We start from the raw sequence: 23,771 nt of genomic DNA, 5'->3' as shown, positions 1-23,771 counted from the left end.
CATGAGTACCGTTGCTGCCGCCGCCAAGACTCCGTTCGGCGATGCCATGTCCGCCCACCAGACCGTCGCCACCAATACGCCGGCGACCCTGGCCGCCACGAAATTCGCGGATTACCTTCAAGAAAAGCAGGCGGCGAACCAGTCTGTTGCCGTCGTAAACAGCCGTGCGCCGACGCCCGATCATCTGGCCAAGACCCTGTTCGGGACGGCCTATGACGCCAAAAACCAGAGCGTGCGCCTGGATAAACTTGCCGCCGAGGCCCAGAAGCAGACGGCAGAATTTGCCGACCAGATGCATCGGCAGCTTGCCAATGCCGGCATCGATCCGAACATCCCGCTGGAACTGACCATGGGCGCCGGGGGCCGCGTTATCGTCGATGGCAACCATCCGCAGGCCGCCGAGATCACCAAGCTGTTCGAAGAAACGCCGGCCCTGGCCCAGGCCTATCGCAGCATCGCCACCCAGAATGACAAACTGGCCATGCAGCAGGTCGGCGCGGCTTATATCAAGGAATACAATACCGCCAAATCGGATAACGAACGGCAGGCCAGCTGGAACCGCTACAGTACCCTGATGGACAAGCTCTCATCCATGTTCAGTGGCCGCATGACCTTCGGCCCCGGCACTGTGGTCACCGAAAGCCAGCAGATGCTGCGTCGCATGGATATCGCGTAATCAATCCCAGCCGAGACCGCGCGCGCTTTCCTGCGCTTTCTCGTCGGCTTCCAGATTCTGCTGCAGGCGGGCACGGGCCTGCCGCTGCAGCGTGATCCGCTTGTCCAGATCGTCGTCCCAATGGGCAAAGAGCTGCAGCAGAAGCTGCTCGTTATGCTCCTTGAACGTGAGCGTCTTCTGTCGTGCGGCATAGGCTGTCTGGCCCAGAGCGCGCAAGGTCTGCTCGCCGATATGCAGGGCCGAACGGAAAGTCTCGCGTTCCACCACCGGAATGTCGCGCTTCATCAGTTCCATCGCATGCGGCAGATCCCGGGCCCGCGCCACGATCTTCAGGTTTGGGAAATGCTGCTTGGCCAGATCAACCAGTTGCAGTGACGCCTCCTGACTGTCGACCGCCACCACCAGCACTTTCGCTTTCGCTGCACCGGCCGCTTCCAGAAGGTCCAGCCGTGTGGCGTCGCCGTAGAAAACCTTGAAATCGAACTGTCGCAGCGTATCGATGATTTCCGGATCGTGATCCAGCACGGTCACGCCGATGCGGTTGGCATACAGCAGGCGGACCACAATCTGGCCGAAGCGGCCGAAACCAGCCACGATGACCGGGTTGCCTTCATCTTCCGGCACGTCGTGAGGCCGGTCATTGATATGCACGAAGCGCGGTTCGATCAGCTTGTCGTTGATCACCACCAGCAACGGTGCCGTGGCCATGGACAGGGCCACCACAACGGTCAGCAGGGCGACCGTCTCGCTGTCGATGATCCCAAATCCGGACGCCGCCCCGAACAGCACAAAGGCAAATTCACCGCCCTGCGCCAGCAGGAAAACGAACAACGCCGTCTGGCTCCAGGGCAGTTTCGCCACACGGGCAATGATGAACAGCACCGCGCCTTTCATCGCCAGCAGGGCCGCGATCAGCGCCAGCACCGTGCCGGGTCGACTCACCAACAGACCGAAATCGACCGACATGCCCACTGCCGTGAAAAACAGGCCGAGCAGCAATCCCTTGAAGGGCTCGATGTCGGTCTCCAGCTCGTGGCGATATTCCGATTCCGCGAGAAGGACGCCGGCCAGGAAGGCGCCGAGCGCCATGGACAGGCCGGCCAGCTGCATCATCAGCCCGATGCCCATGACGATCAGCAGCGCTGTTGCCGTGAAAATTTCGCGCAGGCCGGTTCCGGCAATGATGCGGAACAGCGGCCTTGTCAGATAGCGGCCGCCAAAGACAATAATGGCAATCGCAGCCACCGCCTTCAGGGCGCCGATCCAGCCTTCGCTCTGCCCCGTGACCGCCGGTGCCGTGGCCAGCAGCGGCAGCAGCGCCAGCATGGGGATGACGGCGATATCCTGGAACAGCAGGATCGAAAAAGCCGAACGGCCGCCCGGCGTGCCCAGCAGGTTGCGCTCGGTCAGGGGTTGCAGCGCGATAGCGGTAGACGACAGCGACAGGCCGAGGGCGGCTGCCAGCGCCATCTGCCAGGACCAGCCCAGCAGCAGACCGAGGGCCGTCAGCAACAGCGTGCAGCCAATCACCTGGCCGCCGCCAAGCCCGAGGATCGGCCAGCGCATCTGCCACAGACGCCGCGGATTCAGTTCCAGGCCGATGACGAAGAGCAGCAGCACCACGCCGAATTCGGAGAAATGCAGGATCGCCTCGACATCGGTGATGAGTTTCAGCACCCAGGGACCGACGATCACGCCGGCGATCAGATAGCCAAGCACCGAGCCCAGCCCAAGCCGCTTGGCGATCGGCACGGCGATCACCGATGCGGCCAAGTAGATCACGGCATTGAACAGCAACCCGTCCATGCTGCGGCCTACCGGTCGATCGCCGGCACCGCCGGCTTGGCGCAGATGGCGCTGGCCTTGGGATGCGGATAAGCGTCGAGCCAGGCACGATAGGCCTCGGCATGCGCCTCGACCTCAAGCTGTTTTTTCAGGCGTGCGCCCTGCAGCAGGAAGGGTTCGCGATAGGTCATGCCGCAAAGCGCTGCCGAGCGTTCGAAGGGACGCAGCAGCTCGGCCATGGTGATGCCGTTATAGCCATCCGTCTTGTAGGCGTCGTCCGGCCCGCCGGTGGAAACCGCCTGGGCCAGTTCCTTGCCGCGCAGCGCCTCGCCACTGGTGCCGTAGGCCCAGCCATATTCAAGCACCGCATCCATCCATTCCTTCAGGAGCGACGGGCAGGAATACCAGTAGAACGGATGCTGCATCACCACAACATCATGGGCAGTCAGCAGCGCCTGCTCGCGTCGCACATCGATATGGAAATCCGGATAGATTTCGTAAAGATCGTGCAGGGTCACATGCGGCAGCTCGCGGGCCATATCCGCCATGGCGCGGTTGACCCGCGACAGATGCGGATAGGGATGCGCAAACAGCACCAGGATTTTCGGCTTTTCCGTTTCCGGCACTATGCTCACACGGCCCTCGTCTTTCCGGCCTCAGGTTATAGCCAGACCATCATCGGCGGCAATGATCGCGCCATTGATGAATCGGGCTTCATCGGAGGCCAGCAGCATCAGCAGGCCGTCCAGGTCCTTGGCCTCGCCCACCCGCCGGCGCGGCAGAATCTCGATCAGCTTCTGGCCACCCGGTGTCGCCCAGTAGTCGCGGTTGATCTCGGTTTCGATATAGCCCGGGCAGATCGCATTGGTGTTGATCCCGTAGCGCGCCCATTCCAGCGCCATCGCCTTGGTCATATGCACGACAGCCGCTTTCGACATGCAGTAGACCGACAGCTGGCTCAGCACCCGCAGTCCGGCAACCGAGGCGATATTGATGATGCGCCCTGCAACCTTCCTGGCAATCATGTCCCTGGCCGCCGCCTGGGCGACAAAAAAGGCGCCCTTGGCATTGGTGTTCATGGTGAAATCGAAGTCTTCCGGCGTCACGTCGACAATGCGGCCCTGCTTGCTGACCCCGGAATTGTTGACCAGGATATCCACCCCGCCCAGTTTTTCAGCAATCTCGGCAAAGGCCGACTGAATGTTATCGTAATCGTTGACGTCCAGTTTCACCGTGATCGCCGTGCCGCCGGCTCCGGTGATCCGCTCGGCCAGCGCACTCAGCCGGTCGGTGCGGCGCGCCGCCAGCGCCACGCTGGCCCCGGCCCCGCTCAGCAGTCCGGCGAACCGTTCGCCCAACCCGCTGCTGGCGCCGGTCACCACCGCCACCTTGCCCTTCAGACTGATACCCTGGCCCATCGAATCCTCCTGTTTTGCCAGCCGGATCGTCGGTTTCTCGTCCCCTGCGGTCAAGGGGCTGGTCTGGCCGGCAACCCTGCGCTACCGTTGCGGCATGCGCATCGAAATCGTTTCTGACGTCATTTGTCCCTGGTGCTTCATTGGCAAGCGCCGCCTCGAACAGGCGCTGGCCCAGCGCCCGGATGTGGAATTCGAGATCGGCTGGCGACCGTTCCAGCTCAACCCCGATATGCCGCGCGAGGGGGCCGACCGCAAAAGCTACCTAGAAGCCAAGTTCGGCGGCCCGGCCCGCGCGAAAGACATTTATGCCCGGGTTTCCGCTGAAGGCGCCAAGGAAGGCATCGCCTTCGACTTCGACGGCATCAAGCGTACACCCAACACCCTGGCCGCTCACAGCGTCCTGCGCTGGGCCCTTACCGCCGGTGCGCAGAACGAATTGAAGGAGCGGCTGTTCCGCCTGTATTTCCTCGAAGGCCGGGATATCGGCGATCATCAGGTGCTGGCCGATGCCGCGGCTGCCGAGGGCATGGATGGCGCTCTGGTGAAACAGTTGCTGGATGAAGGTCGCGACGCCGACGTCATCCAGTCCGAAGACATGATGGCACGCGAGATGGGCATCACCGGCGTCCCCTTCTTCATCTTCGAGCGCAAATATGGCGTTTCGGGCGCACAGCCCGCGGATGCCCTGCTGCAGGTGATCGACAAGGTTGCCGCCGAACCCCGTGAACAGGCACAGGCCGCTCAAAGCTGACCATGAACGTCGAGAGCTCCGCCATAACGCCGCAGGGCATGCCACACCTTGGTTTTGCTGCGGACGCCGAAAGCGTGCAGGACTCCAATGTGCGGCAGTTTCTGCAGCTATGGTTCGACGCGCGTGCCGCAGGCGAAATGCCGGGCAAGGAATTCCTCGATCCCCTGCGCCTGCGTTTCCTGCTCGGATCTCTGTCCCTGCTGGAAGTGCATGCCGATCCGCTGCGCTTCCGGTATCGTCTGGTCGGCACCGACATCGTCGAACGGCTCGGTCATGAACTGACCGGAAAATGGCTCGACGAACATCCCGATTCCAACTGGCGTCCCTTCCTGCTCAAGGGCGCGACCATGGTCCATCACGCCGCCATGCCGGTCTACGGCCATGTGAAGTCCCGGGCACTGGGGCAGGACTGGCTGCTGGAAGTGGTGGCCGTGCCGCTCTTCGGCCCCGATGGCGAAGTCGCCTATATCGGCGCAGGCCAGAGCTTCCCGCCCTATAAGTCCGAACTGCCAGGCCGCCCCAGCTAGGCGACTTTCTTTTTCGCCTTGCCCGCGATCTCGGCCAGCCGCAGGGCGGCATGCAGCACGCCCTTGAGGCGATCATGCGGCTCGGGCCAGTCACGCATCAGCACCACTTTATGGTCCGGCCGCAGCTTGGCGCCGCGTTCCGACTGGATGAACATCACCAGGCCGGCCGGATCGGCAAACAGGTTGTCGCGGAAGGTGAGCGTCGCGCCTTTCGGCCCGGCCTCGATTTTCAGGATATTCGCTTCCAGGCAGAATTTCTTGATCGCCACAATGTCCAGAAGATGGTTCACCTCCTCGGGCAAGGGCCCGAAGCGGTCGATCATCTCGGCGGCAAAGGCATCGATATCGGCGCGGCCATCCAGATCGGCGACGCGGCGATAAAGCTGCATGCGCAGATTGAGGTCCGCGACATAGCTTTCGGGAATGAGAACCGCCGTGCCGATCTGGATTTGCGGCGACCATTTGTCGCCCGAACCCGCCTTCTCGCCGCGCGCCGTCGCCCGGGCAGCGACAATCGCCTCCTGCAGCATCTCCTGATACAGCTCGAAGCCAACCTCGCGGATATGGCCCGATTGTTCCTCGCCCAGAAGATTGCCGGCACCGCGCAGGTCGAGATCGTGGGAGGCCAGCGTGAAGCCGGCGCCGAGCGTATCCAGGCTCTGCAGCACGCGCAGCCGCTGTTCCGCCCCGGTGTTGAGCAGGCGTCCGCCCTGATAGGTAAAATAGGAATAGGCGCGCAGTTTCGAACGGCCGACGCGGCCACGCAGCTGGTACATCTGCGCCAGGCCGAACAGGTCGGCGCGATACACCACCAGCGTATTGGCCGAAGGGATATCCAGGCCGCTTTCGACGATATTGGTCGCCACCAGCACGTCGTAGCGCCGGTCGTAGAAGGCGTTCATCACGTCATCCAGCTCGGTCGGCGCCAGTTGGCCATGCGCCACCACGGCCTTCAGTTCCGGCACATGGTCGCGGATGAAGGCCATGGCGGTATCGAGAAATTCGATGCGCGGACAGACGAAGAAGCTCTGGCCGCCACGGAAATGCTCGCGCAGCAGGGCCTCGCGGATCACCACTGGATCGAAGGGCGTGACAAATGTGCGCACGGCCAGGCGGTCGACCGGCGGCGTGGCGATCAGGCTGAGCTCGCGCACGCCCGACAGCGCCAGTTGCAGCGTGCGCGGGATCGGCGTGGCCGACATGGTCAGCACATGCACCTCGGCCTTGAGCTGCTTCAGCCGTTCCTTGTGCTTGACGCCGAAATGCTGCTCTTCGTCGATGATCAGCAGGCCCAGTCGTTTGAAATCGATGCTCTTCGACAGCAGGGCATGCGTGCCGATCACGATGTCGACGGTGCCCTCGGTCAGGCCCTTCTTGGTATCCGCAGCGGACTTCGCCGTCACCATGCGCGAAAGCTGCTCGATGCGTAGCGGCAGACCCCGGAAACGCTGGAAGAAAGTGCGGTAATGCTGGCGGCAGAGCAGTGTGGTCGGGCAGATCAGCGCCACCTGCTGCCCCGACATGGCGGCCGCGAAGGCCGCGCGGATCGCTACCTCGGTCTTGCCGAAACCGACATCGCCGCAGATCAGCCGATCCATCGGCTTGCCGCTGGCCAGGTCGTCCAGCACCTCGTTGATGGCGCGGTCCTGATCCTCGGTTTCCTCATAGGGGAAGCGGGCGCAGAATTCCTCGTACAGGCCGTCCGGCGGCGTGACGCGTTCGCCCTGTCGCAACTCACGCTCGGCCGCCACCTTCATCAACTCGCCGGCCATGTCCTTCAGGCGCTGCTTCATGCGCGCCTTGCGGTTTTGCCAGCCGACACCGCCGAGCTTGTCGAGCGTTACTTCCGCATCGGGCGAGCCGTAACGCGACAGCATCTCGATATTTTCGACCGGCAAGTACAGCCGGTCGCCGCCATCGTAATGCAGCAGCAGGCAGTCATGCGGCGCACCGGCCACATCCAGCGTCACCAGGTCCTTGTACTGGCCGATGCCGTGGTCGATATGCACGACGAAGTCGCCGGGCTGCAGCGCGCTGGCCTCGGCGATGAAGTTCTCCGCCCGGCGCTTTTTCTGGCGCGGGCGCACGAGACGATCACCGAGAATGTCCTGCTCGGCGACGACGCAGAGGTCCTTCGCCTCGAAGCCATGCTCCAGCGGCAGTACGGCAATCGCCGGTACGCTCTTCGCCAGGGCGTCGATGTCGTTTGCCGCCTCGATGATCTGCGGCATCGGCAGGCCGTGATCCTTCAGCACCAGGGCCAGACGGTCGCGCGCGCCGACAGAGAAGGTTGCGAACAGCACGCGCTTGCCGGCCATCACCTGCTTAGCCAGATGGCCGCCCAGCGCATCGTAGACGCTGACCACGGCCGCCTTCTTCTCGGCGGCTTGCGCCGCCTGTGTGCGTTCCGGCGCGAAATCGCGGCCGGGCCGGGCGCCAAGATCGACCACGGTCACATCCGGACCGCCAACCGCCTCGAATGGATACAGCATGCCGACGGCACGGCGTTCCTGTCGCGCCGCCCATTCGCCGGCGGTCAGATACAGCCGGTCGGGCGGCAGCGGCTTGTAGGGCGCTCCGCCCTCTTCCAGCCCGCGCTTCATGGCGGCGCGGCGGGCGTCATAGTGATCGGCAATCGCCTTGAAGCGCTCGTCCACCGCATCGCCGGCCAGATGATCGAGGATCACCGCCGCCTGCGGCACATAATCGAACACGGTGGCCAACTGTTCGAAGAACAGCGGCAGCCAGTGCTCCATGCCGATCTGGCGGCGGCCGGAGGAGACGGCTTCGTAGAGCGGATCTTCCTTGGTAACGGTGCCGAACAGCTCGCGATAGCCGCCACGGAAGCGCGCGATGGCATCCGGATCGAGCGGCACTTCGCTCATGGCTGTCAGCGACAGCTCGGTCACCGTATCGATGGTGCGCTGGGTGGCCGGGTCGAAACGGCGGATGTTCTCGACCTCATCGCCGAAGAAATCCAGACGGTACGGCGCCTCGGTGCCGGGTGGAAACAGATCGACCAGGCCGCCGCGCACGGCATATTCGCCGGGTTCGTTCACGGTGGAAACGCGGCTGTAGCCGTTGCGGCTCAGATACTCGATCAGCGTCTCCGGTTTGACCCGGCCGCCCTTGGCGGCGCGGAAGCCGGTGGTGGCCAGATAACCCGGCTGCGGCAGGCGCTGCAGCGCCGCGTTCACCGTGGTCAGCAGCAGCCACGGCACATCCGGCCGCTCACCGGCCAGACGGTTCAGCGTGTCCATGCGCCGTGCCGCGATCTCGGCATTGGGCGACACGCGATCATAAGGCTGGCAGTCCCAGGCCGGCAGGGTCAGCACCGGCAGATCGGGAGCAAAGAATTTCAGTGCCGCTTCCAGCGTCGCCATGCGGGCGTCGTCGCGGCAGACATGCAGCACCCCCTGACCCTTCCGGCGGGCAGCGAGCGCGATCAGCAGGCGCGCGTCCTGGCCCTCCGGCGCGCCGGCCAATGCCCAGCGGCCCGACCGGGTCAGGATATCCGGCAGCACGAAACTCATGGCGTCATCACGGCAATCGGCGTTACAGGGGGAGCTTGTAGGCTTTCAGCAATTTCATCACGCCGGTATCCAGGTGCGGCGGCACCGGATCGCGGCCAATGGCCCAGGCATAAATCTGGGGATCGTCGTAATTCTCCAGCAGCGCCTCGTACTGATCGAGCTCCACATCGGTGAAGGTCTGCAGGTGACGGCGGGCGAAACTGCCCAGCAGGATGTCGACCTCCTTCATGCCGGTATAGAGGCTGCGATGCAGCAGGCGCTTGCGGCGGGTCTCGATATCCTCGGCCATCTGAAATTGCCCCTGGGGGTGTTTCCGGAACGTGGGCAGGATATAGTACGCGAACCGATGGATTCTCAAGGTTTCCCAAGAATTTTCCCTCAGTCATGCGCCCGGAATCGCTGTTTCCCGCCTTCGCGCCGATCACCAGCCTGAAAGGCTGCGGACCCAAGCTCGCCCCGCTGGTGGAAAAGCTGGTTGGCGGCGGCCGGGTCGTGGACCTGTGGTGGCATCTGCCCTCAGGCATCGTCGACCGCCGCTACCGCCCGGCCATCGCCGAGGCCGAGCCAGGCCGCATCGCCACGATCCGGCTGACCATCGACAAGCATCTGCCGCCGCGCAACACCCGCATGCCCTACAAGATCACCGGCCATGACGGCAGCGGCCGGCTGACGCTGGTCTTCTTCAACGGCCGCGAAGACTTCCTCCGGCGCAACCTGCCCGAAGGCGAGAGCCGCGTGGTCAGCGGCATGGTCGAACTGTTCGACGGCCAGGCGCAGATGACGCATCCCGACCGCATCGGCACCGAAGAGGAAATCGAGCAGCTTGCCGCCGTCGAACCGATCTACCCGCTCACCGCCGGCGTGATGCCGCGCGTGCTGGGCAAGATCGTCGATGGCGCGCTGGCCCGCGTGATGGACCTGCCGGAATGGCTCGATCCCGCCTATCAGAAGCGCGAAGGCTGGCCCGGCTGGCGCGAGGCGCTGCTGACGGCGCATCGGCCGGAGAATGCCGATGACCTGGAACCGTTCACCAAGGCGCGACAGCGATTGGCCTTCGACGAGCTGCTGTCGAACCAGCTGGCCCTGCTGCTGATCCGGCGGCGACTGAAACGGCTGTCGGGCCGGCCGCTGACGGGCGACGGGCGCTTGCGCGACCGGCTGGCGAAGCTGCTGCCCTGGCCGCTGACCAACGCGCAGACCCTGGCCATTGCCGAGATCGCCGGCGACATGGCCTCGGGAAAACGCATGCTGCGCCTGCTCCAGGGCGATGTCGGCAGCGGCAAGACCATGGTGGCGCTGAACGCCATGCTGCTGGCGGTGGAAGCCGGCGCGCAGGCGACGCTGATGGCGCCGACGGAAATCCTCGCCCGCCAGCATGCCGAAACCCTGCGCCCCTACGCCGAGCAGCTCGGCTTGACGCTGGCCCTGCTGACCGGCCGCGACAAGGGCAAGCCGCGCGCGGCTTTGCTGGAGAAACTGGGCAACGGCGAGATCAATATCCTGATCGGCACCCATGCGCTGTTCCAGGATGACGTGGTGTTCCACGACCTTGCTCTCGCCGTGATCGACGAGCAGCATCGCTTCGGCGTCAGCCAGCGGCTCGGCCTCGCCGCCAAAGGGCAGAGAGATAAAGGCGGCGTCGATGTGCTGGTGATGACGGCGACACCGATTCCGCGCACGCTGTCGCTCACCGCCTATGGCGACATGGACATCTCGCTGCTGACCGAAAAGCCGCCGGGCCGCACGCCGGTGGACACACGCACCATCGCCGCCGACCGCTACCAGGACGTTGTCGCTGCTGCGAAGCGCAAGATCGCTGCCGGCGAGCGGGTCTACTGGGTCTGTCCGCTGGTCGAAGAGAACGAGCAGATCGACCTCGCCGCCGCCGCCGAGCGTCACTCGGCCTTGAAGCTGGCGCTGGAGCCCGAACTCGGCGAGGGCAGCATCGGACTCGTTCATGGAAAAATGAACCCTGCGGAAAAAGACGCCGCGATGGAGGCCTTTGCTGCCGGTCGATCGAAGCTGCTGGTCGCCACCACGGTGATCGAGGTCGGTGTCGACGTGCCCGAGGCGACGCTCATCATCATCGAGCATGCCGAGCGCTTCGGTCTGGCGCAGCTGCATCAGCTGCGCGGCCGGGTCGGACGCGGCGGCAAGCCCGGCGCCTGCCTGCTGGTCTATTCGGGACCACTGGGCGAGACAGCGAAAGCGCGGCTGAAGATCATCCGCGAGACCGACGACGGCTTCCGCATCGCCGAGGAAGACCTGCGGCTGCGCGGCGCCGGCGAAGTGCTGGGCACCCGGCAGAGCGGTCTGCCGGAATTCCGCGTTGCCGATCTGGCCGCCCATGGCGATCTGCTGGCCGCCGCCCGCGACGATGCAAGGCTGATCCTGGAGCGCGACCCGAAACTGGCGAGCGAGCGCGGCAAGGCGCTGCTCACCCTGCTGTATCTGTTCGAACGGGATGCGGCGATTCAGTACCTCCAGTCGGGTTAAGCCTATGATTTTATTGAGATCACATGCGCGGCCGGAGCCGGCAAACCTGCCATGTCGAGCCAAACCGGACCAAACTTTGCCATTTCGAGCCAGCGGCACGCCAAGTTTGACCATCCCTGGCCATTTCGGACCTTTTCGAGCCTTCTCTGTCCCACCCTGCACGCGCCGCCCTCCGGTTTCGAACCCTGCCTTGGGCCTCGTAAGAACAATTAGGAAACATTTCTCTGAAATCAAGTTCGACATACAGTGGTAATTGAGAGTTATTCGCAGTCCAGCTAAGGTGCGCCACCTAACCCCGGACACCTCGTTTGCTCACCCTCGATTTCGATCTGCTGTTCCGCCGCCACGGCCGCGACCTGCTGCGCTTCCTGCGCCGCCGCCTGTCGACGGCACAGGCCGCCGAGGATGTGGCGCAGGAAGCTTTTGTGCGGCTGCTGCGCCATCCGGCTGCCGGCGAGATGCGCGATCCGCGTGCCGTGCTGTTCACCACCGCCGCCAATCTCGCCCGCGATTACGGCCGTCACGAACGTGTGGCGCGGGTTCTGGACGATCCCGATCCCACGCTGGTAATCCTGGCCGATCCGACCCCGAATGCCGAAACCGCTGTCGGCGACCGCCAGGTGCTGGCGCAAGCGCTGGCTGTGCTGGACACCCTGCCCGAACGCACCCGCATTGCATTTGAAATGCACCGCCTGGGCGGATGCAGCCAGACCGAAATCGCGCGCGAACTGGGCGTGTCCACAACCCTGGTCTGGCGTATGATCCATGAAGCTTATGCGCGACTGCGCGATGGCCTCGGCGAACAGGCCCTCGCGGTCGATGCCAATAAATCGGACCGACCGGTAAAAAAATGACGGCGTCATTCGTCTTATAGGTATCAAGACCACCAGGCCACGCCCGAACGCAATGACCGCCTCGTATCAGCCGCCCGATCCTTCCAGCGACGATGCCCTGTGGCAGACCGCAATGGAGTATGTGCTGGCGCTGAAGGCCTCGCCACCCGTGCCGCTGGGCACGGTCATGGTCCGCGCCCAGGCCGAAGCCTGGTGCAACGCCGATCCGCGCCATGCCAAAGCCTTTGCCGAAGCCGAACGCGTCTGGACATTGGCTGGCGACCTGCCGCCCCGCTACAGCCATAACCGGCCCAGGCCTGCCCTGCAGACGCGGCCGTCGCGCCGCCAATTGATCGCCGGTGGCGGCCTCGCCCTGGCCGCCAGTGCTGCCGGCGTCGCTGTTCTGCCGCAGGCCACGCACTGGCTGCGCGGCGACAGCATCACCGGCGCAGCAGAAATGCGACGCATCGATCTGCCCGATGGCAACCGCATCACCCTGGGCCCGCGCAGCGCCATGCGCATGCTGGACAAGGGCGACCGGAACCGGCATGGCATCGAACTGCTGCATGGCCTGGCTTTCCTCGAGCTGCGCCCATTGGGCGATGGCAGCATCCTGATCCAGGCGGGTCGCCTGAGCGCGAGCACCACCAGAGCCGACTTTGAACTGCGTCATGACGACGACGCGAGCGCGATCGCTGTGCAGCAGGGCACGCTTGAGATCGACTTCGGTGCGGAGCGCAAACGCCTGACCGCCGGCGAGTGGCTGGCGCTGCAGACCGACCGCATCGACAACGGCCATACCGACCCGCAGCGTGCCGGACAATGGCGCGATGGCATCCTGACGGTCGAGAACAGACCGGTGCGCGCCGTGACAGCCGAGATCGCCCGCTGGCATCGCGGCCGCGTTCTGATGCTGGACGACTCCCTGGGCCAGCGTCAGGTGAGCGGCGTGTTCGATCTGACCCAGCCCGAAGCCGCCCTCCGCGCGATGCTCAAACCCTTCGGCGGCCGCCTGCGGACTGTCTCGCCCTGGCTGACCTTGATCGACCTCGCCTGATTTTTTCGGCGCGGCTGTTAAAAATCCCGCCCCTCGTCCGTCCTGAAAGTGCGAATGCGTCGCAGAATTAGCCCTGCGTCGCCCATTTTGTACTGTTCGGACGCCTTGGGGGGCGATTTTATGAATAAATATCAAGGTGTTCCCGTGTGGCTGCTGGCCCTGATGCTGAGCGCCGCCCTGCCGGCGGGCTTTGCCGCGGCGCCGGCCCGGGCCCAGTCCGCCACCCAAGCCATCGCCTTCGATATTCCGGCCGGCCCGCTTGGCACCGCCCTGGCCAACCTCGGACGCCAGGCCCGCCTGCAACTGGCCTATGACCCGGCCATTATCGGCAGCCGCCAGTCCAGCGGTCTGCGCGGCAGCTTCACGCCCGACCAGGCCCTGCAACAGCTGCTGGCCGGCAGCGGACTGACGCATCGCTTTTCCGATCCCACGACCGTGACCCTGATCGAGGCGCCGCGATCCGGCGGCGCCACGGTGCTGCCCTCCATCGCCATTCAGGGGACGCGCACCACCGATCCCGCCCGCACCGAAGGCAGCACGTCCTATACCGCCGATGTCGCGACCGTCGGCGGCAAGGGCGCCACCGCCATCCGCGATGTGCCGCAGTCGGTGTCCGTGGTGACGCGGCAGCGCATGGAGGACCAGAATCTCGTCACGCTGCAAGACGCGATGAAGCAGACGACGGGCATGACCGTCACCCGCTTCGATGGCGCCGGCCAGTTCAACACCATCCAGGCCCGTGGCTTCGATATCGATGCCGTGCTGCTGGATGGCGTGAACATGACCACCAACGGCAATCTGGCCACTGCGCTCGACAATGTGATGTACGATCGTATCGAGGTGCTGCGCGGTCCGGCCGGCCTGTTCCAGGGGTCGGGCGAACCGTCCGGCGTCATCAACATGGTGCGCAAACGCGCCCTGCCCGACCTGACAATGAGCGGCGGCTTCATGGTCGGATCCTGGGAGACCTATCGCGCCGAGGCCGATGTCACCAGCAAGCTGGTCGAATCCGGCCGGGTGCGCGCCCGTCTTGTCGCCGCAAACGACGAACGCGACTCCTTTGTCGACATCCTGTCGTCGCGCAAGAAGTTCGCCTACGGCACCATTGAGGTGGACCTTACGCCAGACACCACGCTTTCCTTCGGCGGCACCAACCAGGAAGTCGAATCCGTTCTCGACCAGGGTCTGCCGGCCTATGCCGACGGCAGGCTGGCCAATATCAGGCGCTCCACCTTCACCGGTGCGCGCTGGAACCAGCTCGACACCGACTCCCGGGACATGTTTGCCGATCTGGAACATCGCTTCAGTAACGGAGCGACGGCCAAGCTGAGCATGCATCATTTCGATCGCAGCATGCTGTATTACGGCTACCGGGCGAATACCGCCATCAACGCGACGACCGGCGCCTTCAGCATCCAGCCGTCGAAATTCGATCTGAGCCGTGAAGACCTTTCGACCGATGCCAACTACACCACGCCGTTCGAGGCCTGGGGCCTGACCCACAACCTGACGGTGGGCACCGACTATCGCCAGAACAAGGATACCAGCCTGTCCGGGACAGGGACAAATATCGCGTCCAACATCTTTAACCCGGTCAACGACGTTCCGGTCATCGGCGTACCCTATACCTCGCAGACCACCGCAGAGCAGGAGCAGTATGGCATCTACAGCCAGCTCCGCATCAAGCCGGTCGCCTGGACGACCCTGATCGGCGGCGCGCGGGTCAGCCGCTTCAATGCGCAGAGCCACAACCTGCTGACCAATGCCCAGACGGCCGGTTATGCCGTGAAAGACGAGATCACGCCTTATGCCGGCGTGATCTTCGACCTGAACAAGCATCTGGCGCTGTATGGCTCCTATGCCGGAATCTTCAAACCGCAGTCGAACACCACGGTGGCCGGCGAGTTCCTGCCGCCCCGGACCGGCGAGCAGTACGAAGTCGGCATGAAGACCGATCTGTTCGATGGCAAGACCAATGCGCATCTCGCCTTCTTCCAGATCAACGACAGCAACCGGGCGATGACCGACCCGGCCAACACGACGTTCTTCATTGCGGCCGGTGAAGTGGAAAGCCGGGGCATGGAAACCGAAATCAGCGGCTCGCCGGCACCCGGCTGGGACCTGCTGGCCGGCTATTCCTACGTGATAACCGAACACGTCACCGGCACGACAGCGTTGCAGGGCACGCCCTTTGCGACATTGACCCCGAAGCACACTGTGAACCTCTGGGCCAAGCACAGCTTCCAGGATGAACTGCTGAAGGGCTGGTATGTCGGCGCCGGCCTGCGTGCGGTGAGCGATTACTATTCCCAGAGCGGCGCGGTTCGCCTGACCCAGGAAGGGTATGCGATCGTGAATGCCAGCGTCGGATACCAGTTCACCCCCAATCTGGGTGTGGCGCTGACCGTCAGCAACCTGTTCGACGAAGTCTATTACGAGAAGGTCAGCGGCACGACGCGACAGAACATGTATGGCGAACCGCTGAGCGCCATGCTGGCCGTCAAAGCGAAATGGTAAGGATCATGATGAAAACCGCAACACTGCCGGCCCTGATCATAGCGGCCCTGCTCAGCCTCCCCGCCCACGCCCATCAGGTCTGGGCCGAATGGACCGGCGGTTCGGAAGCCAAAGCCTATTTCGGCGAATGGGAAGACGACCTGCGCGAAGGCCGCGACTTCCTCGCCAAATATGCGGCTGAACCGCAGTCGGTCACCGTCAATGCGCCGCCGCGTGCGGCCACGCTGAATGACGGCTTCTTCACTTTCCCTGTGGCGCCCGGCGGCGATGCCCGCCTGACCGCCGGCTATGTCTCCGACCGCGGCTCGGCCTCGATGTTCCATGCCCGCGCCGGCCGCAGCGACATCCGTGGCGCGCTGGCTCTGGAGCTGGTGCCGGTGACCGCCAATGGCAACAGCTTCCGGCTGCTGTTGAATGGTCAGCCGGTGGCCAAGGGCAAGGTGGTGGTGATCGGTCCGCCGCGCTGGACCAAGCACCTGACCACCGATGCCGAGGGTATCGTCAGCATCCAGACGCCGTGGCCGGGCCAGTATGTGCTGGAAGCCATCGTCGAGGACAACACCGCCGGTAGCTGGAACGGCAAGGCTTATACCAAGCTGCGTCATGTGACGACGCTGTCGTTCACGACGGCGCCTTGACGCCGGCCCTGCATATCATCCAGCGCGTGATAGCCGCCCTCCCGGGCGGCTATGGCGTTTCTGTGCTGGCCTCCATCGGACTTGCGCGCATCCTGCCGATGGAACGGTCGGAAGCCGTGATGACGGCGGTGATGATCGCCTTCTTGCTGCATGCCTGCGTGGCGATCTGGGCCTTTGCCGCCAACGGCCTGCTGCGTATGTGGACGTGGCTGGCACTGGCGACGGCACCACTGGCGGTGCTGACATGGATGTGAAGGCGTACGGGGGTTCAGGGACGTGAAAGACGGTTTCCGGCAATCGATGGCGTGGTTGCATACCTGGGCCGGCCTGATTCTTGGCTGGCTGCTGTTCGCCATGTTCCTGACCGGCACGGCCAGCTATTTCCGGCCGGAGATTTCCAACTGGATGCGGCCCGAACTGTCGGCACCGACGGTGTCGAATACGGTCGCCGCCGACAATGCCCTGCGCACATTGACACAGCTCGCCCCCGGTTCGCCGCGCTGGTTCATATCGCTGCCGGACGAGCGCGACCACGAACTGCGCATCTCCTGGCAGGATGGATCGCGGTTCCAGAACCGTCTGCTCGACCCCGCCACCGGCGACCCGATCACGGCGCGGGAGACCTATGGCGGGCAGTTTTTCTACCGCTTTCATTTCGAGCTGCATATGCCGCGACCGTTCGGGCGCTGGCTCGCCGGTGCCGCGGCCATGACGATGTTCGTCACCATCATCAGCGGCATCATCACCCATCGCCGCATCTTCAAGGACTTCTTCACCTTCCGCCCGCGCAAGGCGGCGCAGCGCTCCTGGCTGGACGGCCATAACGCGCTGGCGGTGCTGGCCCTGCCCTATCACCTGATCATCACCTATACCGGGCTGATCACGCTGATGTTCACCTACCTGCCCTGGGGCATGACGCCGCTATATCCCGAGGGACGCCCCACCGCCACCGCCGAGATTTTCGCGGTGCCGGTGCCGCCGAAGCCGGCCCGCCAGGCTGTGCCGCTGGCGCCCACCGCACCGATGGTGGCCGAAGCCGCCGCGCGCTGGCCCGACATGCCGATCGAGCAGATCGGCGTCTTCCTGCCCGGCGACGCCAATGCCGTGGTCGAGCTGGGTCGCTATGGCACCGACCTGCAGCACCATCGCCGCGCCCTGCAGTTCAATGGCGCCACCGGCGCTTTTGTGGCCGAACTCGAGAATGACCGGCCGGTGTCGCAGATCCGCCAGACGCTGTATGGCCTGCATCTGGGCCGTTTCGGCGGCCTCGACCTGCGCGGCCTGCTGTTCTTCTGCGGGCTGATGGGCACCGCCATGGTCGGCTCCGGCCTGGTGCTGTGGGTGGTGAAGCGGCGCGAGCGCGCCGAAACCCGCGCCGCGCGCTTTGGCATTGCGCTGGTCGAGCGGCTCAATGTGGCCGTCATCCTCGGCCTGCCGATTGCGATGGCCGGATTCCTGCTCGCCAACCGCCTGCTGCCGGTCGGCATGGCCGGGCGTGCCGATCGCGAGGCGCTCGCCTTCTTCATGGTCTGGCTGGCGGCCGCGCTGTTTGCCGCCCTGTGTCCGGCGCGGATCAGCTGGCGCGCCCTGCTGCTGACCACCGCGCTCACCAGCGTTTCTGTGCCGGTGACCGGCTGGCTCACCGCCGGCCTGCGCGATGCGGCCTTCGACACCGCGCTGTTCGCAATCGGTCTGGGCTTCCTGCTCGTCTGGCATCGTCTGCATCGTCGCAAAAGAGCCATCGCATGATGCTGCTGGCCGCCGGACTGATCTTCGCCGCAGCCGCAGCGTTATGCATGGCGATGGAGCGACATCAGGGACAGGTGCTGATGGCGCGGCTGCAACCGCCGACGGTGCTGATCCTGCGCAGCACCGCGGTGCTGCTGCTGCTGGCGGCCTATAGCGCGACGGCCGCGGCCAAGGGCTGGAGCATCGGCGCCGTCGCCTGGTTCAGCCTCTGCGCAGCCGCGATCTCGGTTTTGGTGCTGCTGCTGACCTATGCGCCGCGCCTGCTGCCGCGGCTGGCGCTGCTCGGTCTGGCCGCCGGCGGACTGGCCGGTCTCGCGGGGCTGTGACGCCGGTGGGCCGTCAGTAGGGGTTCATGCCGGCATTGCCACCGGGACTGGCTGGCTTGATCACGGTCGAACGCGGCAGGATTTCGACTTCAGTGATCCGCACTTCGCTGCCATCGGGCACCAGACGATATTTGGCGAACATGCCAGCCGGCTGCGGCACCCAGGAATGATAACGGAAGAAGATATAATAACTCTGCAGCATCACCATCACGTCGATGCCGGCGCCGGAAGCACCGACCAGATCGTAGTAGCGCACGCCGTCAAGCTTCAACTGACTCGGATCCGGGGCCTTGGCCACACTGTTGTAGAGCCAGCGGTTATCGGCATGGCCGAAATGATCGCGCACCGCGCGCTCGACAGCGGGCCAGTTGCTCTTGACGTAATCCTCGCCGGTGCGGCGGTCGAAAGCGGTGAGCGGTGCCGACAGCGACGCCACCTGGGTCTGGGTGGCGGCGCGCGCCGCAGCTTCCGCCTCAATCTGCTGGGTGCGCACCAGCGCTTCCTTCGCCGCCTTGTCGGCCGCATCGCGGGCGGCCTTGGAAATCTGCTCGTCGCGCGCCGCGCTCAGCACTTCGATGCGGCGTTTGGCCAGACCCACATACAGGCCGCGCGGCTGCGCTTCCAGATAGGTGCGGTAATCGGCCGGATCACTGCTGTCCTTCACCGCATTCCACAGCGCGGTATCGCCATCCTCGGCCGCAGGCGTCGCCGGGGTGGCCTGCTGGCGGAACACGAAATTGCCGATCACCGAGGAGGATTCCCACGGTGTCTGCCGGCCATTCGACTTGTTCACCACCTCGGCGCGCGCCAGCTTGAAGGTCTGTTCCAGCGGCAGATTCGGCGTGCGCAGCGCCGAAACCAGTTCGCCGGTGTAAAGTCCATTGGCGCCCTGCCCGTCGGCCGCCACCGAACCGGGCGCCGTGGCATAGGCGATCAGGGTGCCGCGCGGTGCGCTGATCGCGGCCAGACCGCTGCTCGGCGAGCGGAAAACACGCTCGAAGGGATTATTGCGGCAGGCATCGAGAATGACGATGTTGAACTGGTTCTTCGCCGTCGACATGCGGGCCAGAATGTAGTTCACATCCATCGCCTCGACTTCGACCTCGTCCTCGCCGGCCACATGCGCGCCGATCGGAATCAGGTAGTTGTTGCCGCGCACCTGCATGCCGTGCCCGGCGAAGTAAAACAGCCCGACTACGTCATCCTTCAGCTTGCGGCCGAAATCCAGGCTGGCGCGCTGCATCGCCACGCGGTCGGCATTTTCCAACAGGGTAACGTCGAAATTCAGTTCCCGCAGGGTTGCGGCCATGGCACGCGCATCGTTGACTGGATTGCGCAGCGGCGATTCCGCATAGGCGCCATTGCCGATGACCAGCGCCACCCGGCGCTCGCCTGCGGCATGGGCTGAGCCCCAGACTGCAAGGCCAAAGCACAGAACGGCAATCAGGGCGGCGATGCGGGCCGGCTGCATCAGTATGGATTCATGCCGGCATTGCCGGTCGGCGCCTGGCGATAGCGGGCAGCGATTTCATCCTTCCAGACGCGCGAAAATTCCCGGATCGTCAAAGTGCCATCCGCGCCATCGAAGCCATATTTGATGAAGACGGAGAAAGGCTGCACCCCGCTTGTCTGGATTGCACGCGACATCGGCCAACTGCCCTGCATCAGCACCAGCACGTCCACCGACCCCGTCCTGGATGGCACGACGTCATAGAAGGACACCTTGCCCAGCGAAAGACGGGCGCCATCAACCGGCCTGATCTGGCCGTAATAGAACCAGTTGTTCTCGGTATCGTTGAAATGCGCCCAGACGGTCTTTTCCATGGCCTTCCAGTTGGCCTTGACATACTCCTGCGCATTGGCGGCGTCGTAGACTGCCAACGGTGCCGGCGACAGTGACGCGACCTGCTTCTGGCTAGCCGCGCGGGCGGCTTCGGCCTCGATCTTCTGGGTCCGCGCCAGGGCTTCCTTCGCCGCCTTGTCGGCCGCGTCGCGCGCCGGCTTGGAAATCTGTTCGTCGCGCGCTGCGTCCAGCACTTCGATGCGGCGCCGGGCCAGGGTTGCATAGACCCCCTGGGGCTGGGCATCCAGATAGCCGCGGTAGTCGGCCGGATCGCTGCTGTCCTTCACAGCGGTCCACAGCGCGGTATCGCTGTCTGGCGCCGCCGGCGCCACCGCCTGCTGGCGGAACACAAAATTGCCGATCACCGAGGAGGACTCCCAGGGTGTCTGCCGGCCGTTCGACTTGTTCACTACTTCGGCACGCGCCAGCTTGAAGGTCTGTTCCAGTGGCAGGTTCGCCGTGCGCAGGGCCGAAACCAGTTCGCCGGTGTACAGCCCGTTGGCGCCCTGTCCGTCGGCCGCCACCGAACCGGGCGCCGTGGCATAGGCGATCAGGGTGCCACGCGGCGCGCTGATCGCGGCCAGACCGCTGGTCGGCGAACGGAAGGCGCGCTCGAAAGGATTGTTGCGGCAGGCATCGAGAATGACGATGTTGAACTGGTTCTTGGCAGCGGCCATGCGGGCCAGGATGTAGTTCACATCCATCGCCTCGACTTCCACCTCTTCCTCGCTGCCGACCTGGGCCGCAATCGGGATCAGGTAATTCACCCCGCGCACCTGCATGCCGTGCCCGGCGAAGTAAAACAGCCCGACCACGTCGTCCTTCAGCTTGCGGCCGAAATCCAGGCTGGCGCGCTGCATCGTCACCCGGTCGGCATTCTCCAGCAGGGTGACTTCGAAATTCAGATCGCGCAGGGCCCCGGCCATCGCGCGGGCATCGTTGACCGGATTGCGCAGCGGCGCTTCCGCGTAGCTGCCATTGCCGATGATGAGCGCGACGCGGCGCTCGGTCGCGGCAGAAGCAGGCGATATCAGCCCCGCCATCGCAATGGCGCAGATCGCAAGCCCCAGAATGCGTAAAACCGTCCCCCGAACCATGCTGTCCCCAACCGCCGCCACCCGGTCACCCTGATTGGGCTACCCAGCCCAGCCAACCCAGTACACAGGGCTGTAAAATCTTACCGCAACCGGCGAAAAGCGTAAAGAACGAACAAAAAACATCGGCTGCGGACGAATTCTGCCATGTGCGACCTCACCATTTCGGGAATTTTCAGCCACGCAACGATCACAGCCTGCCGTGGAAAGGTGCCGATCCGGACACAAAGCCGCCATGAGCGGTTCGTGAACTAGAGGTGCAGGTCGTCGAGGAGTCGCCGGCCGCTTCCCAGGAGTCAGCATGTCCACGCATCGAGGGTTCACTGTCGCGATCAGGGTCGCGCGGCACGCTCTTGTCGCCTGTGCCGCCACAAGTCTAATCGCGAGTACGGCACTGACGCCGATCGCCAGCGCCTTTGCCCAGACTGCGCCGCAAGCGCAGGCACAGACCGGGGACACCAAAGCCTGGCCCGGGCCGCCGATCACGGCGCAGAAGGCTGCCAACGATCCCCCGGCCCGGGTCGGCCGCATCGCGAAGATGACCGGTACGGTGTCGTTCCACACCGCCGATGAGGACCAGTGGGGACCGGCGACGCTGAACTACCCGCTCACCGCCGGCAACGCGCTGTGGACCGAACCGGGCGCGCGCGCGGAACTGCAGATCGGCAGTGCCAACCGCCTGGTGATGGACAGCGGCACCGAGCTTAATGTCAGCACCCTGAACGACACCGGCTTCGAAGCCGGGCTGCCGCAGGGATCGGCCTATCTCAATCTCAGCGACGTGGCGCCGGGCGACAGTTACACGATCCAGACACCGCGCGGCACCGTGCAGCTCACCGAACCGGGCCGCTATGTCATGACGGCCGGCGATGACGACACGCCGACCAGCGTAACTGCTCTGGACGGCGGCAAGGCACAGCTCAATGGTCGCGGCCTGAACCAGACGGTGCCGGCCGGTCAGACCGCGACACTCAGCGGGCCGCTGGATGGCGACGAACCGGTGAAGGCAGCGCTGGCGCCGATGCGACCGAACAGCTTCGCGCAATCCCTGCTGGCCGAGGAAAAGACGCCGCCCCCCGCACCGGCGATGGCGGCAGCACCCGCTCCCGCTGTTGCCCCCACGGCGCGGCAGGCCGGCGCACCAGCCGCAATACCGGCCGCCATGCCGGCGCAGGTGCAGGGCATGACCGGCGCGCAGGATATGGCCGCCTATGGCTCATGGTCGACCGCACCGGATTATGGCAGCGTGTGGTATCCGCCGGTGCAGGCCGGCTGGGTGCCCTATCGCCATGGCCACTGGGCCTATATCCAGCCCTGGGGCTGGACCTGGGTGGCCGACGAACCTTGGGGCTTCGCACCCTTCCACTATGGCCGCTGGGTCATGGTGCACGACCGCTGGGCCTGGAGCCCGGGCAAGCACCATCGACACCACCATCACCATCCGCGGCCGGTCTATGCGCCGGCGCTGGTGGCGTTCTTCGGCACCGGCAGCGGCCTGTCGATCAGCATCACGGCTGGTAATGTCGGCTGGGTCCCGCTGGGCTGGCATGAGCCTTACTATCCCCCCTACCGGGTCAGCCGCAGCTACATCCGCAATGTCAATGTCACCCATGTCACCAATATCACGCGGGTGACCAATGTGACGAACGTGAACAACGTCACCGTGAACCGGTATGTGAACCGCAACAGCGCCACGGTGGTATCGGTAGACGCCATGCGGCGCTCGCAGCCGGTGCAGCGTGCTGTGCAGACGGTGGATCGCCGCCAGGTCGACAATGCCCGCATCGATCGCCGCGCCCAGATCCAGCCGACCGCGGCCACGGCCGGGATGTCACCGCAAGCGGCACAGCGCATGGGCATGCGGGATGACGGCAATATGTCACGCCGCCCGGATGCCCCGGGCCCGCAGATCCGCCAGTCCGATCCGCGCCCGACGGACCTGCGCCGTGACAGCCGCAGTCAGCCGATGGCAACGGCAGCGCCCCAGCCGTCACGCCAGGATGCGCGTCGCCAGACCGCCGCGCCCGCGCAGGCCAATGACCCTGCACCGCGGCCGATGTCGCGCGAACAGGCCGCGCAGCCCGGCAATGCCCGCCAGTTCGAGCAGGGGCAGCGCGCCCAGCGGCCGGCTGAGCAGCGCAATACCGCACGCGGCGCTGACGAACGGCCGCAGGCCCAGCCGCGCCAGCCGGTGCGCAGCGAACCCCTGCCCCAGCAGCAGCCGGATAACCAGCGTCAGAATGCCCAGCGCCAGCAGGAACAGGCCCAGAGGCAACACCAGGACATGCAGCGCCAACACCAGGAGCGTCAGCAGATGCAGCAACAGAGCCAGCGACAACAGGAGACGCTGCGGCAGCAGGCGGACCAGCAGGCACGTCAGCAGCAGGAAATACAACGCCAGCAGCAGCGTGAGGTACAACAGCGTCAGCAGGATGTGCAGCAGCAGCGCCAGCAGGAAGCGCGGCGCCAGCAGCCGGAGACACAGGCTGACACGCCGCGCCAGCGGCGCCGCGACACTGCCGACTAGG

19 protein-coding genes are annotated in these 23,771 nt (G+C 64.9%); 12 read left to right on the top strand and 7 right to left on the bottom strand.

The window, feature by feature from the left end; genetic code table 11:
• Position 1: 1 nt before the first annotated feature.
• Positions 2-676, top strand: a complete 675-nt coding sequence (locus tag AC1ROT_RS20365; RefSeq protein ID WP_493001300.1) for a hypothetical protein — start codon at positions 2-4, stop codon at positions 674-676.
• Here AC1ROT_RS20365 and kefC read toward each other — a convergent pair whose 3' ends face one another.
• From kefC to AC1ROT_RS20350, 3 genes are read right to left on the bottom strand one after another with little or no spacing between them, the layout of a single operon-like run.
• Positions 677-2,482: a glutathione-regulated potassium-efflux system protein KefC gene (gene kefC / locus AC1ROT_RS20360; RefSeq protein ID WP_493001298.1), complete on the bottom strand. Its 1,806-nt coding sequence runs from the start codon at positions 2,480-2,482 to the stop codon at positions 677-679.
• 8 nt (positions 2,483-2,490) lie between these two features.
• Complete coding sequence (gene kefF / locus AC1ROT_RS20355) at positions 2,491-3,096, bottom strand: glutathione-regulated potassium-efflux system oxidoreductase KefF (RefSeq protein ID WP_493001296.1); 606 nt, start codon at positions 3,094-3,096, stop codon at positions 2,491-2,493.
• Positions 3,097-3,117: 21 nt separating this feature from the next.
• Positions 3,118-3,879, bottom strand: coding sequence for an SDR family oxidoreductase (locus AC1ROT_RS20350; protein ID WP_492972888.1), 762 nt, complete (start codon positions 3,877-3,879; stop codon positions 3,118-3,120).
• Positions 3,880-3,973: 94 nt separating this feature from the next.
• On the opposite strand from AC1ROT_RS20350, the gene AC1ROT_RS20345 reads away from it, so the two are divergent.
• Together AC1ROT_RS20345 and AC1ROT_RS20340 are read left to right on the top strand one after the other, a co-directional pair.
• On the top strand, positions 3,974-4,630 hold the full coding sequence (locus AC1ROT_RS20345) for a DsbA family oxidoreductase (protein ID WP_493001294.1): 657 nt from the start codon (positions 3,974-3,976) through the stop codon (positions 4,628-4,630).
• A 2-nt stretch (positions 4,631-4,632) separates the two neighbouring features.
• On the top strand, positions 4,633-5,157 hold the full coding sequence (locus AC1ROT_RS20340) for a PAS domain-containing protein (RefSeq protein WP_493001292.1): 525 nt from the start codon (positions 4,633-4,635) through the stop codon (positions 5,155-5,157).
• Here AC1ROT_RS20340 and mfd read toward each other — a convergent pair.
• Together mfd and AC1ROT_RS20330 are read right to left on the bottom strand one after the other, a co-directional pair.
• A complete protein-coding gene (gene mfd / locus AC1ROT_RS20335; protein ID WP_493001290.1) occupies positions 5,154-8,690 on the bottom strand; it encodes a transcription-repair coupling factor in 3,537 nt (1,178 codons plus the stop codon). The genes AC1ROT_RS20340 and mfd overlap by 4 nt on opposite strands.
• Positions 8,691-8,712: 22 nt before the next feature.
• Entirely contained in the window at positions 8,713-8,979 is a 267-nt protein-coding gene (locus AC1ROT_RS20330; protein ID WP_492972884.1) for an FAD assembly factor SdhE, read from the bottom strand.
• Positions 8,980-9,074: 95 nt separating this feature from the next.
• Between AC1ROT_RS20330 and recG the strand changes: the two genes are divergently transcribed.
• From recG to AC1ROT_RS20290, 8 genes are all read left to right on the top strand, one after another.
• Positions 9,075-11,186, top strand: coding sequence for an ATP-dependent DNA helicase RecG (gene recG / locus AC1ROT_RS20325; protein WP_493001288.1), 2,112 nt, complete (start codon positions 9,075-9,077; stop codon positions 11,184-11,186).
• A 308-nt stretch (positions 11,187-11,494) separates the two neighbouring features.
• Complete coding sequence (locus AC1ROT_RS20320) at positions 11,495-12,040, top strand: RNA polymerase sigma factor (RefSeq protein ID WP_493001286.1); 546 nt, start codon at positions 11,495-11,497, stop codon at positions 12,038-12,040.
• Positions 12,041-12,092: 52 nt separating this feature from the next.
• Positions 12,093-13,076 (top strand): FecR family protein, encoded by a 984-nt coding sequence (locus AC1ROT_RS20315; protein WP_493001284.1) that lies wholly within the window; start codon positions 12,093-12,095, stop codon positions 13,074-13,076.
• A 120-nt stretch (positions 13,077-13,196) separates the two neighbouring features.
• A complete protein-coding gene (locus AC1ROT_RS20310) occupies positions 13,197-15,593 on the top strand; it encodes a TonB-dependent siderophore receptor (RefSeq protein WP_493001282.1) in 2,397 nt (798 codons plus the stop codon).
• 5 nt (positions 15,594-15,598) lie between these two features.
• Positions 15,599-16,231 (top strand): DUF4198 domain-containing protein, encoded by a 633-nt coding sequence (locus AC1ROT_RS20305; RefSeq protein ID WP_493001280.1) that lies wholly within the window; start codon positions 15,599-15,601, stop codon positions 16,229-16,231.
• Positions 16,228-16,485 carry a DUF3649 domain-containing protein gene (locus AC1ROT_RS20300; RefSeq protein ID WP_493001278.1) on the top strand — a complete coding sequence of 86 codons (258 nt, stop codon included), beginning with the start codon at positions 16,228-16,230 and terminating at the stop codon, positions 16,483-16,485. Before AC1ROT_RS20305 ends, AC1ROT_RS20300 begins: the two co-directional genes overlap by 4 nt.
• Before the next feature lie 46 nt (positions 16,486-16,531).
• Complete coding sequence (locus tag AC1ROT_RS20295) at positions 16,532-17,980, top strand: PepSY-associated TM helix domain-containing protein (protein WP_493001276.1); 1,449 nt, start codon at positions 16,532-16,534, stop codon at positions 17,978-17,980.
• Complete coding sequence (locus tag AC1ROT_RS20290; protein WP_493001274.1) at positions 17,977-18,306, top strand: DUF3325 family protein; 330 nt, start codon at positions 17,977-17,979, stop codon at positions 18,304-18,306. Before AC1ROT_RS20295 ends, AC1ROT_RS20290 begins: the two co-directional genes overlap by 4 nt.
• 13 nt (positions 18,307-18,319) lie before the next feature.
• Here AC1ROT_RS20290 and AC1ROT_RS20285 read toward each other — a convergent pair whose 3' ends face one another.
• Together AC1ROT_RS20285 and AC1ROT_RS20280 are read right to left on the bottom strand one after the other, a co-directional pair.
• Positions 18,320-19,777, bottom strand: coding sequence for a caspase family protein (locus AC1ROT_RS20285; RefSeq protein WP_493001272.1), 1,458 nt, complete (start codon positions 19,775-19,777; stop codon positions 18,320-18,322).
• Positions 19,777-21,246, bottom strand: coding sequence for a caspase family protein (locus AC1ROT_RS20280; RefSeq protein ID WP_493001270.1), 1,470 nt, complete (start codon positions 21,244-21,246; stop codon positions 19,777-19,779). The genes AC1ROT_RS20285 and AC1ROT_RS20280 overlap by 1 nt, the downstream gene beginning before the upstream one ends.
• Before the next feature lie 298 nt (positions 21,247-21,544).
• Between AC1ROT_RS20280 and AC1ROT_RS20275 the strand changes: the two genes are divergently transcribed.
• Positions 21,545-23,770, top strand: a complete 2,226-nt coding sequence (locus AC1ROT_RS20275) for a DUF6600 domain-containing protein (protein ID WP_493001269.1) — start codon at positions 21,545-21,547, stop codon at positions 23,768-23,770.
• Position 23,771: the final 1 nt, after the last annotated feature.

It is taken from the genome of Ferrovibrio sp. GW821-FHT12E11 (assembly GCF_058806975.1).
The sequence above is the reverse complement of the archived record's forward strand: the minus strand, read 5'-3'. Positions and strand labels throughout refer to the sequence as shown.